The sequence below is a fragment of the Niallia tiangongensis genome (assembly GCF_044704065.1).
Classification (GTDB): Bacteria; Bacillota; Bacilli; order Bacillales; family Cytobacillaceae; genus Niallia; species Niallia tiangongensis.
The window spans coordinates 3,732,253-3,744,703 of the sequence record NZ_CP162613.1; the positions used below are offsets into that span (position 1 = coordinate 3,732,253).

Consider the following 12,451-nt stretch of genomic DNA (forward strand, 5'->3'; position numbering starts at 1 on the left):
TTATGCTCCTCCTTTTGCTATCATCGCACACCCATTATTTCCTCCATATCCATGTGCCGTTATTAAAACACGATCAATCTTTTGTTTCATCACTGACTTTACTATTGGATATTGTAAATAATAGTCATTTATTTCAGGGCTAATCGTTGCTGGAATAAAGTTTTTTCTTAGGCTTATTAGCGCTGAGACTATTTGAAAGATTGGCGAAGTCCCCATTGCGTGTCCTACCAATCCCTTAATCGAAGTAATAGGAATCTTAGATTCTTCAAACAACCCTTGATAAACTCCTACTTCAATATGATCATTTTCCATAATACCTAACGCCTGACTATTTATATAGGTTGGCATTTTCCCTTTTAAACAATCAGCAACCGCCTGTTTCATTATTGCTCCTGTAGAATCCGACTGATAAGGGGAAACAGCATCCTGATATATACTTGTAGCTTCAACCACTCCAAGTATCGGAACATTACGTTGCAAGGCAGTTGGTTCCTTTTCTACAATCAACACCCCAGCACCTTCCGACATGGAAAAACCTTTTCCTCCCGAAAAAGGTCCATACATTGGAAGCTCCTTGTCTCCAGTTTGCAATGACTGAAGTGGTAAAAAACCTTTTAATACGGTATCACAAATCGTCGCCTCGCTAGCTCCAACTATACATACATCCACTTGATTAGATTCAATCAGTATTTTTGCCAAATGTAGTGCATCTATCCCAGAAGTACAACTATTTGCTAACGACAATGACATACCGTTTAAATGAAAATAAGAACTAATACTAGACGAAAGCGAATTAGCATTCATATTTCCAAGCGTATATGGAGAAATTCTCCCCCCTTTTTCCAATGTAATAGCAGCATTACTTATTTCTGCTATCCCTCCACCTGATGACCCAACAATTACTGCTGTTCGATAATCTCTCATCCTTATATTCGCACTATCGATTGCTTCTATACATGCTTGTAGAATCATTTGAATAGGTTTAGACATTTTTTCTCGCTTCCTATCCAATTGGTTTATTTGTTCTTTACGAACTCTGCCAGTATAAATATATACTCCTTCATATGATTCTTGTTTCAACATACAAGTAGTATTCTCTAACACATTGACATACTCATTTATATTCGAAAAACCAGGTCCAATAATTCCCATTCCGGTGATAACTGACTTCATATTTACTTCTCCTATATATGTGATTCATTACTAATATATATTTTACTATGAAAATCGATTTACATCAGTAAAATAAGAGAAAATGTCCAAATTGCCATAAACAAACAATAAGGCTGCACCAAAGAATAAATTCCAACTCACAAGTTAATTATCGGCTAATTCCTTAAAGTTCAAAAGAATTAGCTTGCGCATAATTACTTATGGAGTTATAATCTTTCGGGCAGCCTCTTAATAATAATAACAAAAATATTCTTTTTCTAATTAATGATAACCATTTTCTCTATCAGATGCTTCGTCTTGAATTTCTTCTCTAAATGACTGTATCGCTGCTTCTCTTCGTTTGTTTTTCTGTTGAATGATTTCCTTTTCCCCCGAACTAGCATTCACTATTGTTTCTTCTGCTTTATCGATATTTTCCATTGTGTTTTGGACCATGTCCTGCAATTTTTCTACATTATCAGAACGATCATCGGGATTTGGCTTTTGAAAGCTCTTTTTTATTCCTCCTTAATAATATGCTACGTATGTATTTTGGATGTCTATCTGATTTTTTATACAAAGCTACACCTTTAATGCATACTACCATTTATTCACAAGAATAACTTTTCCTACTACCTTACCCGATTCTAAATAATCATGTGCTTCTCCTACTTCCTCAAAAGAGAAGGTCTTTTTATCAAGTAGTGGCTTTAAACGATTTTCTTCTATCACTTTAGAGATATTTCGCAGGATATCTCCCTGTTCGGAACGCTTCATCTCATCAAGCAGTTTAAGAAGCATAAAGGTAACATGTAACGAAAGTCCTTTCGAGTGTAAAGAAGTCAAGTCATGTGTGGATCTGGCAGCAATAGTTAAAACCGTACCATTTAAGGCTGCTGCTTCAAAAGAACGATCCAGATTGTTCCCACCTACTGTATCAAAAACAAATGGAAATCCTTTTCCCCTTGTATACTTTTCAACATACTCTTTGACAGAAGATTCTCGATAAGGAATGACATGATCAGCTCCTAATTCTCGGGCGATTGTTTGTTTTTCAATGGATGAAACAGTTGTAAAAACAGTTGCTCCAATCCATTTAGCTAACTGTATCGCAATATGGCCAACACCTCCTGCTCCACCATGGATAAGGATATTATCTCCTTTTTTTAAATCACCTTTTGTAAATAAAGACTCCCATGCAGTGATTCCAACAAGAGGGAGTGCCGCCGCTTCTTCCATAGTAATATTTCGAGGTTTATGTGCTAAAACCGCGGAATCAGCAATCATATACTCTGCCAATGCTCCATCTAATCCTTTGAAACCGCCAGCACATCCATATACTTCATCCCCTACATGAAATGACTCTACTCCCCCGCCTACTTCCTCAATCACCCCTGCTACATCTCCATGCAAAACCGCTGGAAAGGATGGAGAAACTCCTCGTACAGCACCAATTCGAACTTTAATATCAATTGGATTTACACTTGTTGCTTTTACTCTTATTCGTACTTGGCCAGGCAATAGCTTCCTTTTATCTAATTCCTTTAATTTAAATACTGATGACTCACCAAATGTTTCTATTATCATTGCTTTCATCTTAATCATCTCCTTTATCTTCATATTACCTAATTTGTTGAATTTATTCGAAAATTTAGGATTGTCCTCCTCTTTTTTCTACTACTTGGAGTAAAAAAGTTTCTATTTCGAAAAAAATGGATATTAGTATCTTATCGTTATCATATTAACAATATCGTGATTGAAATTTTTCAAGGAGGATACTAAAATGAATGACCTCGAAAATAAAGTAGCACTCATTACTGGAGCAGCCTCAGGTATTGGAAAGGCAGCAGCAATCTCCCTTGCAAATAAAGGGATGAAAGTCGCATTAGTGGACTTAAACGCTGACGATCTAGAAGAAGTAAAGAAATCTATTAATGATAAAGGGCAAGAAGCTATATCATTAGAAGCAAATGTTGCTGAGCCTCCTTCTATTCAACGAGCTATTGATGAAACGGTTAAGAAATGGAATAAGTTAGATACTGCTTTTATTAATGCTGGAATTAACGGTGCTGTTTCCTCCATTGAAGATCTTACACCATCCGAATGGGATAAAACGATTGACACAAATCTAAAAAGCACATTTTTAACAATTAAATATAGTATTCCTTATATGAAAACGAACGGCGGAAGTATTATTATTACAAGCAGTATTAATGGGAATCGTATTTTTAAAAACTTTGGAATGTCTGCTTACAGTACTTCAAAAGCTGGCCAAGTTGCTTTCGGAAAAATGGCAGCACTTGAATTAGCACCATTCAAAATAAGAGTAAATATGATTTGTCCTGGCGCGATTGATACGAATATTGAAAAAAATACATTTAAAGATGAGAAACACTTAAAAGAGATAACCATTCCTGTTGAATATCCTGAAGGGAATCAACCACTATCCAAGGAATCAGGTAGTGCACAGCAAGTTGCTGATTTAGTTTATTTTTTAAGCTCTGATTTATCCAATCATATTACTGGCACAGAAATTTATATTGATGGTGCAGAGTCTCTTTTATAGGAACGTAAAAGAGGCTGGGGCATAAGTATTCCAGCTAGTGAAAAACACGAACAATCATACAAAAATAACGGTATAATACACTTCGCTTTCCGTGGGGCTCGCGCTAAAGCCGCGGTATGCCCTTGGCCTGCAGGATCTCAGCTATCTCGCTAATCCTGAGGCCACTGAAAAAGTATGTTTAATCTAAATTCAACTAGGATTTTGAGCTTTGAAAGCTAATTGGTTTGGAGAGGTGACCGCTCGACTCCTATGGGAGCTGCGAGAAAGTCTGAGACCCCGCAGGAACGTTGTGAGGAGGCTTGGCGCTCGCCCCAGTGAGTCATGCGGTCACCTCGGAAAACAATTCCCACATCTAAGTTTAGAAAGAGGTTACTTTCAATCATCAATAGCTAACAGTTTTTCAGTGGCCTCCTAATCCCACAGGAGACGTGTATTCAGGCAGCTCAGTTCTTCCAAATAATTAATTTTTTCTATTAAAAAACATTTTTTAGAAAAACAATCTTTAAAAACGAAGTGGAATGGAGTCGAGTGTTTGTAGCGCAATCGAACGAACTAGTACTTATACTTAACTATATTTAAAAACACAAATAACAAAGAATATGATAGCACAACGGTTATTTAATAGTAAATTAGGGATTGTTCGCCTTTGCAGATCTTCTATTTTGTTATGACCCAGCCTCTTTCATTCGGGTAAATGAGCACATTTGGTCTTCTCCCTCTTCTCATCATAATATCATTGAGTAGTCAAAAAGAGATTCCTTCTTTGTCCTATGCTAAAATAGGAAGAAATATAGCAAAAGGAGTATCATTAGATGAATGAAACCATACACCTATTAAAAAATCACCGTTCTTATCGTAAGTATCAAGATAAGGAAGTAAACTTAGAAACACTACAATTGATGATGGAAGCAGCACAAAGTGCTCCTTCTTGGACAAATGGACAGCACGTTACAGCTATCCTTATTCGTGATGAAGCTAGAAAGAAAAAATTAGCAGAATTATGTGGTAATCAAAAACATGTAGAGAATGCTCCAGCCTTCCTTGTTTTTTGTGCCGATTTCCATCGAGCTAAACTAGCCAGTGAAATAGAAGGAAAGGAATTTAAAGCAATTGAAGATGTGGATACCCTTTTAATTGGCGCTACTGATGTTGGGCTTGCCATGCAAAATGCAATTACGGCTGCTGAATCACTTGGCTTAGGAACTGTTCCAATAGGCGGTATTCGCCGCAACGCTTTAGATGTAATTGAATTTTTAGAACTTCCTACATATGTCATTCCTATCGCAGGACTTTGCGTAGGTTATCCAGATGGTGACCCAGGCTTAAAACCAAGATTACCTTTACAAAGTGTTCTTCAAGAAGAAAAATACAATGAAAACCAGCAAGCTATTATTGAAGAATACAATGCTACTTTTAAAGAATATTTAAAAGATAGAGGAGAAGCCCCAGTAGGATGGACAAATCGAATTGCTGATTTTTACGATAAATCCTATTATCCAAGTAACGCAAAAATGATCAAACAACAAGGCTTCCTCTCTAAAGATATGCAAGAGTAAAAATAATAATTTAACATATAAATGGCTTGTTTCAAAGATGATATGAAACAAGCCATTTTTATCTATTTAGGAAAATTAATTTCAAACGTCGTCCCAACTTCTAACGTACTATCTACCTTTATCGTACCATTATGTTTTTCAACAATCCATTTTGCAATAGAAAGACCTAAACCTGTCCCCTCTCGATTCGTTCGTGATTGCTCCACTTGATAAAAACGGTTAAAGATTTTCGAAGTTTCTTCTTTAGGAATACCAATCCCCGTATCCTTTACTTGAATTATAACCGAATTAGCCTTTTCCATCACAAGTAGTTGAATCTCTCCCCCTTCCATCGTATACTTCATGCTATTATCCACAAGAATAACAAGCAATTGATGGATTCGTTCCTTATCTCCAATAAACGAGATCTTATTTTTTACAGTGGCATAAATTTTTTTCCCTTGAAAATCAGCAATATCTGCATATTGATTAACAACATCGTGGATTACTTCCTCTAAAGCAAATTGTGTTTTCACTATTTCTACTTGATTTGAATCCGATCGAGCCAAAGTGAGTAAATTCGTTACAAGTTTACTCAATCTTCTTGTTTCTTTTGAAATAACCGAGATATCCAATGCTCTTTCTTGAATAGTTGCTTCAGGTTTTTGAAAAAGCACATCTGCACGTGACTGGATAACAGCTAAAGGTGTTCTTAATTCATGTGAAGCATCGGAGACAAATTGTTGCTGTGCCTCCCATGATCGCTGGATAGGGATTAAAGCTCTTCCCGCCAAAAAATAACCAGCAATTACAGCAAATATGCTGCCAATACTTATACCAACTGTCATAATGATTATTAGCTGATCTAACATACTTTCCTCAGAATCAATATTCCTGACTATTTGAATCGTCTTTGTTTCTCCATTAATCTCTATCTTAGTGGAAATGGTTTGAAACTGATATCCTTCAGAAGAAGTTTTCTTTTCTAAACTATTGGTAGAATTCGGTTTTAAATATTTCTCTTCCTTCGAATAATCAATGATTGAATTTTCCGAGATTCCTTCGATTTTTCCAGTACTCCCCCACTGAATAAGCATTAATTTAGGACCTACTATTGGAATAGGTCCGCGACCATCTCTTTCACCCATTCGCTTCAGTTCTTCAATTCCATTAAAAAGAGACATATTAACCTCACGATAGGTTTGCTTTTCCGTATATAGATAAATGGTATAACCCATAATAACCATTAGCAGAATAAAGACAATCGAATTTAATATGGTTAGATTAATTCTTGTTTTACGAAACATGTACATACTTTACCCCTTAGTAATCCTTCAAAATATAGCCGACACCTCGGACTGTTTGAATATCTTTATGATAATCAAATGGTTCTAATTTCTTTCGAATCTGATGAATAAAGACTTCCACAATTGCAATCGTTGTATCCGAATCAAATCCCCAAATACGATCGAAAATTTGTTCCTTCGTTACTATTTTCCCATTATTTTGAATAAGGTATTCCAATAATTCATATTGCTTAATGGTTAACTTGATAGGAGTATCGTTCACTAAAACATCATTTTCTTTCCCTGTTAGAATGATTCCCTTATACTTGATGCCTTCATCCAAGTCAAGAGCGCCACTCCTTCTTAATAATGCTTTAATTCTTGCCTGAAGTTCCGGTGTTTGAAATGGCTTAACGAGATAATCATCTCCTCCAAATTCCAAGCCTTTTACTCTATCTTCAAGTGAATCCTTCGCAGTTAGAAATAATACTGGTGTTTTAATTTTCTCTTTCCTAATATGTTTAACAATATCGAAACCATTTACATATGGAAGCATCACGTCCAAGATAATCAAGTCATATATATTCTGCCCTGCAAAGAACATTCCATCTTCTCCATTATCTGCAATATCTACTGTATATTCTGTTTCCAGAATTGTTTTTAAAGAATCCAGTAATAGTTTATTATCTTCTACGACTAATAATTTCATTTAAGGTTCTCCTTACTTTTATCCCATTCTTTTCTGAAATCTTTTCTTCTTTCTATTTTAATAATAACTCCTTAAGTTATCCTTAACATCTATATTTTTTATTTTCTTAACAAAATAGGCAGCTATCCTTTCTACCGACCGGATAGCTGCCTATTTTTATTATTATAAACTTGGATAGGCTACACTAAGTTGGACAGATAAAATAAGGGGATGTAAACTTAGACTAATGAATAAAAGGAGCGTGCTAAAATGACACGTCAACGTCGAACTTTTACTCCCGAATTTAAACTCCAATTAGTGAAGCTATATGAAAATGGCAAATCGCGTGCGGATATTGCTAGAGAATATGATATTACTCCATCTGCGCTAGATCGTTGGATTAAGAATCATCAAGAAACAGGTTCCTTCGCTGCGAAGGATAATCGTTCAGAAAAAGAATCTGAGTTGATGCGCCTTCGCAAAGAAAATCAGCGTTTACTTATGGAGAACGACATTTTAAAGCAAGCCGCGCTGATCATGGGACGAAAATAAATGTGATTTGTAATAACGCTCACAAATATTCGGTATCAGCAATGTGCGACGTCCTCGATATCCCCAAAAGTACGTATTACTATCATGCCGATGTAACAGGTAAACGTGCACAGAAAGCTGAAGATAAAGAGCTTTCCAAGGAAATTGCCCGTATCTTTAAAGAAAGTCGTAATAACTATGGGACACGTAAAATAAAAAAAGAATTAGCTAAGTTGCCAGATCCAAAGCAGGTATCTCGTCGGAGAATTGGCCGGTTAATGAACGAAATGGGCCTTGTCTCAAACTATACAGTTGCGCAGTATAAACCTCATAAGTCAACCTGTAATGAGGCACCAGTGAAAAACGAATTACAGCGTCAATTTAAACAAGAGGAGTATTTAGCCGTTATTGTAAGTGATTTAACATACGTTCGTGTCGGAAAAAGGTGGCATTATGTATGCTTATTTGTTGACCTTTTCAATCGTGAAATCATTGGCCATAGTGCTGGTTCAAATAAGACCGCAGAACTTGTATACCAGGCAATCGCGCGCATTCAAGCGAATTTAAATGATGTCAACATGTTTCATACTGACCGCGGAAAAGAGTTTGATAATAAACTAGTTTCAGAAGCACTAGAAACATTCGGGATTCAGAGATCCTTAAGTATGAAGGGCTGTCCTTATGACAATGCCGTTGCCGAAGCAATGTTTAAGGTATTTAAAACAGAATTCGCTAATGGAGCTCATTTTTCTTCCCTTGAACAACTCGCCCTTGAACTTGATGACTATGTTCATTGGTTCAACAACATTCGAATTCACGGAACACTTGGATATGTAACACCTGTAGAATTTAGAAAGCAAGCCCTTTAATTTTTTGTCCAGTTTAGTGTTGACATTCCAACTCTTTAGGAGCTAGTTTGCTTCCCCTTAAATTACTTCTGGAAGAATAAAATAATTAGCTAGCTTATCATTCACATGTGTTTGCCAATGATGCAAGGGAATTTCCAGCTTCTCTAATAATTTATATGCATGAACCCATGCACTCGTCTCCGCATTTACACGATAGGACCAATCATGCAACCATTTATCATGATTTAATTCTCCATTCACATAATCAATAACATGACCAATCTCATGTGCAAGTGCATAAGTATTTTCCAAAGAAAACTGATAAGGAACTGTAATATACATTTTCGTATTAAAACTTATTTTCTTTGTCGAATCATATACAACCTTACAGCCCAAATCCTCTGCAAAACTTACTACTTTCATAAATTTTTCTCTTGAAATCATCATACCTATTTTCCCCCTTTACCAATATTTACTATACTTTAAAACAATATGTTTACGTTTATCTTCTTCAAATTCGGCTATATAACCTATGTAACGTTAATTAAAAATCTTTAATAGGAGTGATAGAAATGGCAGACAACAACAAAATGAGCAGAGAAGAAGCAGGAAGAAAAGGCGGAGAAGCTACTTCTAAAAATCACAACAAGGATTTTTACCAAGACATTGGACAAAAGGGTGGAGAAGCTACTTCTAATAACCACGACAAGGAATTCTATCAAGAAATCGGTAAAAAAGGTGGAGAAACTACATCTGATAACCACGACAAGGAATTCTACCAAGAAATCGGTAAAAAAGGTGGAGAAGCTACATCTGATAACCACGACAAGGAATTTTACCAAGAAATCGGTAAAAAAGGTGGACAGGCAACTTCTGATAACCACGATAAAGAATTCTACCAAGAAATTGGCCGTAAAGGCGGAAATTCTCGTAACGATAATGATTAATGGATACCGACATATCCATTATTCTGATATAGTTTATGTTGAATAACGAGGAAGATATTCCACCCAAAAAGGAATATAGTAAAATATAATAATCAACTATCACGATTAAGGGGCTAACCGTCGCAAAGAGTGACTCTTTGCGACGGTTGGTTCCTTTTTCATATTATTATTTACTTCCTATCATACATTATCAGCCGAAGTAATTCAAAGCTTTGATTTTGTTTTTAACTACCAATATTTCTACTGTTTCACAGCTACTCGTATATAATTCTATTAACACTTAATCTTATAAATTTAACTTTTTATCTTAATTAATAGTATTTACAATTAAAGCTATTAATTCCATGTAACTTTTGATACAATATTTTTGTTAAGTTTTACATATTTCGATAATATCCTCCCTTTTAACAATACAGTATAATATAATTAATAATACCTATTAAAATTATATTATTTATGATTTAAAATAACTATAATTGAAATTATATAGATTATATCAATCTATTTTTATTGTATAAAGAGAGAGGGAGTAAATTGTGGGCATCATTAATGCAGGTGAGTTTATAGAAACCGTTTATTTTAAAGGCACCCAAATTTCGTTAATGGCTGCTGGAGATGGGACCGAAGTAATCTATCATAAATTACAACCTGGTTCTAGCTGGGCACTTGGTCCAGAAGAAAATTGGAATGGTCTAGAATATATATATATACTCTCTGGAAAATTACTTTATCATACTGATGAAAAAACAATAGAATTAAATCCAGGTCAATCATTTTGTGAAAGTCCAATAAAAAAATTCACTAATTTTCATTCACAAGGTGTATCTGAGTTTATATATGTAACAAGTCAACCAGTTTTTCACAATTATAGTAAACTATCAAGAGATTTAATGGAATTAGCAATTTCGATAGAAGAGAAAGACGGCTATACGGTTGATCACTGCGAAAGAATTAAACATTATTCAATGTTGGTTGGACAGGCTTTAGAACTGACAACTAAACAAATTACACTCTTAAATCTCGCCTCTTTTTTTCATGATGTTGGAAAAGTAAGAGTTCCTTTAGAAATCCTTCAAAAACCTAGCAAGTTAACAAGTGACGAATGGGAAATTATGAAAAATCACACTACATTCGGCAGACAACTTTTGGAAGAGACAAACATCCCTCTATTAAATGAGATTGCGTTAATTGTTGAACAACATCACGAAAGGTACGATGGGAAAGGCTATCCAAAAGGTCTTGAAAGAGATGAAATTAACATTGAGGCTTCTATTATTTCTGTTGTCGATTCCTTCGATGCAATGACAACAGACAGAGTATATAAAAAAGGCAAATCAGTCGAAGAAGCTTTCCAAGAGATTTTAAATAACCGGGGTACTATGTATCACCCCTTAGTGGTCGATACTTTTATAGCACTAAAAGAAAAAATATTAAATTAAAAAGGGAGAGATTTTATGAAAAAGTTAGTATGGAGTTTACTAGCCGTAGTATTAATTGTGTCATTCCAAGTAAAGCCAGCAGAAGCTGCTTACTTACCAGAGTATGACAAATACATCGAGGTATCGTATGATCAAGCAAGACAAATTGCCGATACACTCGGTCTTAAAAATGTACCACTAGGTGAACAAACTGCAAAAATTTCTTTTGATGTTCAAGAAAAATTAATTGCAAAAATTGAAAAGATTATTGGTAAAGAAATTGATCATTACTATATCTGGTTAACAGTAGATGGAGTGAAAGTGCTAGGAATAGATCCTCCAATCCCACAAGCTTAATACAATCAAAACCACCAGTGTGAACTGGTGGTTTGCTCTGCGGCTAAAAGCCTCTCTTACCGGCCTCGGCCTTAAAGGCCCACTGAAAAGGTTTCCCTTCTGCACCACATTCACTCACCAATTCTAAAGAATTTCTTTATTTACTTCCGATTTTTCTCACCCGTGAACGGATCGAATTCTTCGAACAACGTTAGCTGATCAGCCATATAATCTTCTTTCAGCTGATTTCTTATATATTCTTGTATTTGTTTCTTATTTCTCCCCACGGTATCAACGTAGAAACCACGACACCAAAATTTCCGATTCCCATAGCGATATTTCAAATTCGCATGTCGATCAAATATCATCAGGCTACTTTTTCCTTTTAAGTAACCCATGAACTGCGATACACTTAATTTTGGTGGGATACTAACCAACATATGGATATGATCCGGACAGGCATTTGCTTCATGTATGATAACACCTTTTCTTTCACATAGCTCTCTTATGATTTGTCCAATACTCTTTTTGTATTTGCCATATATAATTTGCCTTCTGTATTTTGGGGCAAAGACTATGTGGTACTTACAATTCCATGTTGTATGTGCTAAACTGTTCATGTCCTTCATAAGGGCATACCTCCTTCTTGCGTGAGATAAAGTGGTCGGGAAACCAACTTTATCCTACCATGAAAGGAGGTTTTTTTGTTACCTCGCTATAAGCTCTCCGGAACCCCCGGCATAGCCAGGGGTTTTCGAAACCATCAAAAAAAGGCATCGAAAGAGTTATCTTTCGATGCCTTTTCATTAGAACTCTACATGCTTATATAAAAACATCCCAAGAAGACTTCCACACTTTTATGCCATATTAATAATTAGCTTTATCCAGCCAAAAAACGAAATCCACAAAGGTATACTAATAATTACTCCCCATTTTAATCCGTTAAAAAAATTCGTTTGTTCTTCCATCATTATCCACTCCTCATTAGTAAGTAGATGATCTATACATTTATTATATCAGAAAACGCTTTCATTATTACTAATTTTATTATAAGTTATATGTTTATATTGGTTAATTTGAATACTTCTATAAAAGTATTCACTTTCTTCAGCAACCTTAAACATACTTTTCCTATTATTCACTA

At 35.3% G+C, this 12,451-nt stretch carries 13 protein-coding genes; 6 read left to right on the forward strand and 7 right to left on the reverse strand.

Going from position 1 to position 12,451, the window contains the following annotated elements; translation table 11 throughout:
• From AB3U99_RS17950 to AB3U99_RS17960, 3 genes are all read right to left on the reverse strand, one after another.
• The gene (locus AB3U99_RS17950; RefSeq protein WP_400242928.1) at nucleotides 1–1,173 is read right to left on the reverse strand and encodes a beta-ketoacyl synthase N-terminal-like domain-containing protein; all 1,173 of its coding nucleotides are present in this window, start codon (nucleotides 1,171–1,173) and stop codon (nucleotides 1–3) included.
• A 261-nt stretch (nucleotides 1,174–1,434) separates the two neighbouring features.
• Nucleotides 1,435–1,674 (reverse strand): small acid-soluble spore protein Tlp, encoded by a 240-nt coding sequence (gene tlp, locus AB3U99_RS17955; protein ID WP_400248116.1) that lies wholly within the window; start codon nucleotides 1,672–1,674, stop codon nucleotides 1,435–1,437.
• A 78-nt stretch (nucleotides 1,675–1,752) separates the two neighbouring features.
• On the reverse strand, nucleotides 1,753–2,748 hold the full coding sequence (locus AB3U99_RS17960; RefSeq protein WP_400242929.1) for a zinc-dependent alcohol dehydrogenase family protein: 996 nt from the start codon (nucleotides 2,746–2,748) through the stop codon (nucleotides 1,753–1,755).
• 187 nt (nucleotides 2,749–2,935) lie between these two features.
• On the opposite strand from AB3U99_RS17960, the gene AB3U99_RS17965 reads away from it, so the two are divergent.
• Together AB3U99_RS17965 and AB3U99_RS17970 are read left to right on the forward strand one after the other, a co-directional pair.
• Nucleotides 2,936–3,718, forward strand: a complete 783-nt coding sequence (locus AB3U99_RS17965; RefSeq protein ID WP_400242931.1) for an SDR family oxidoreductase — start codon at nucleotides 2,936–2,938, stop codon at nucleotides 3,716–3,718.
• Between the two features lie 812 nt (nucleotides 3,719–4,530).
• The gene (locus AB3U99_RS17970; protein WP_400242934.1) at nucleotides 4,531–5,274 is read left to right on the forward strand and encodes an NADPH-dependent oxidoreductase; all 744 of its coding nucleotides are present in this window, start codon (nucleotides 4,531–4,533) and stop codon (nucleotides 5,272–5,274) included.
• Between the two features lie 62 nt (nucleotides 5,275–5,336).
• On the opposite strand, the gene AB3U99_RS17975 is transcribed toward AB3U99_RS17970, so the two are convergent.
• Nucleotides 5,337–6,560: a sensor histidine kinase gene (locus AB3U99_RS17975; protein WP_400242935.1), complete on the reverse strand. Its 1,224-nt coding sequence runs from the start codon at nucleotides 6,558–6,560 to the stop codon at nucleotides 5,337–5,339.
• A gap of 16 nt (nucleotides 6,561–6,576) precedes the next feature.
• Entirely contained in the window at nucleotides 6,577–7,248 is a 672-nt protein-coding gene (locus AB3U99_RS17980) for a response regulator transcription factor (RefSeq protein WP_400242936.1), read from the reverse strand.
• Nucleotides 7,249–7,497: 249 nt separating this feature from the next.
• On the opposite strand from AB3U99_RS17980, the gene AB3U99_RS17985 reads away from it, so the two are divergent.
• Nucleotides 7,498–8,627, forward strand: a protein-coding gene (locus AB3U99_RS17985) for an IS3 family transposase (protein ID WP_400241888.1) whose coding sequence is annotated in 2 segments (ribosomal slippage) — nucleotides 7,498–7,744 and nucleotides 7,744–8,627 — 1,131 coding nt in all. Because the reading frame shifts where the segments join, the coding sequence is not laid out codon by codon here.
• 57 nt (nucleotides 8,628–8,684) lie between these two features.
• On the opposite strand, the gene AB3U99_RS17990 is transcribed toward AB3U99_RS17985, so the two are convergent.
• Nucleotides 8,685–9,053 carry a hypothetical protein gene (locus tag AB3U99_RS17990; RefSeq protein WP_400242937.1) on the reverse strand — a complete coding sequence of 123 codons (369 nt, stop codon included), beginning with the start codon at nucleotides 9,051–9,053 and terminating at the stop codon, nucleotides 8,685–8,687.
• Nucleotides 9,054–9,178: 125 nt separating this feature from the next.
• Between AB3U99_RS17990 and gsiB the strand changes: the two genes are divergently transcribed.
• The 3 genes from gsiB (at nucleotide 9,179) to AB3U99_RS18005 (ending at nucleotide 11,328) form a co-directional block, all read left to right on the forward strand.
• Nucleotides 9,179–9,553 carry a glucose starvation-inducible protein GsiB gene (gene gsiB / locus AB3U99_RS17995; RefSeq protein ID WP_400242938.1) on the forward strand — a complete coding sequence of 125 codons (375 nt, stop codon included), beginning with the start codon at nucleotides 9,179–9,181 and terminating at the stop codon, nucleotides 9,551–9,553.
• A 536-nt stretch (nucleotides 9,554–10,089) separates the two neighbouring features.
• Nucleotides 10,090–10,992, forward strand: a complete 903-nt coding sequence (locus AB3U99_RS18000; protein WP_400242939.1) for an HD domain-containing phosphohydrolase — start codon at nucleotides 10,090–10,092, stop codon at nucleotides 10,990–10,992.
• Between the two features lie 15 nt (nucleotides 10,993–11,007).
• Nucleotides 11,008–11,328, forward strand: a complete 321-nt coding sequence (locus AB3U99_RS18005) for an 8-amino-7-oxononanoate synthase (RefSeq protein WP_400242941.1) — start codon at nucleotides 11,008–11,010, stop codon at nucleotides 11,326–11,328.
• 140 nt (nucleotides 11,329–11,468) lie between these two features.
• Here the strand turns inward: AB3U99_RS18005 and tnpA are convergent, their stop codons facing one another.
• Nucleotides 11,469–11,936, reverse strand: coding sequence for an IS200/IS605 family transposase (gene tnpA, locus AB3U99_RS18010; RefSeq protein ID WP_100525941.1), 468 nt, complete (start codon nucleotides 11,934–11,936; stop codon nucleotides 11,469–11,471).
• Nucleotides 11,937–12,451 lie beyond the last annotated feature (515 nt).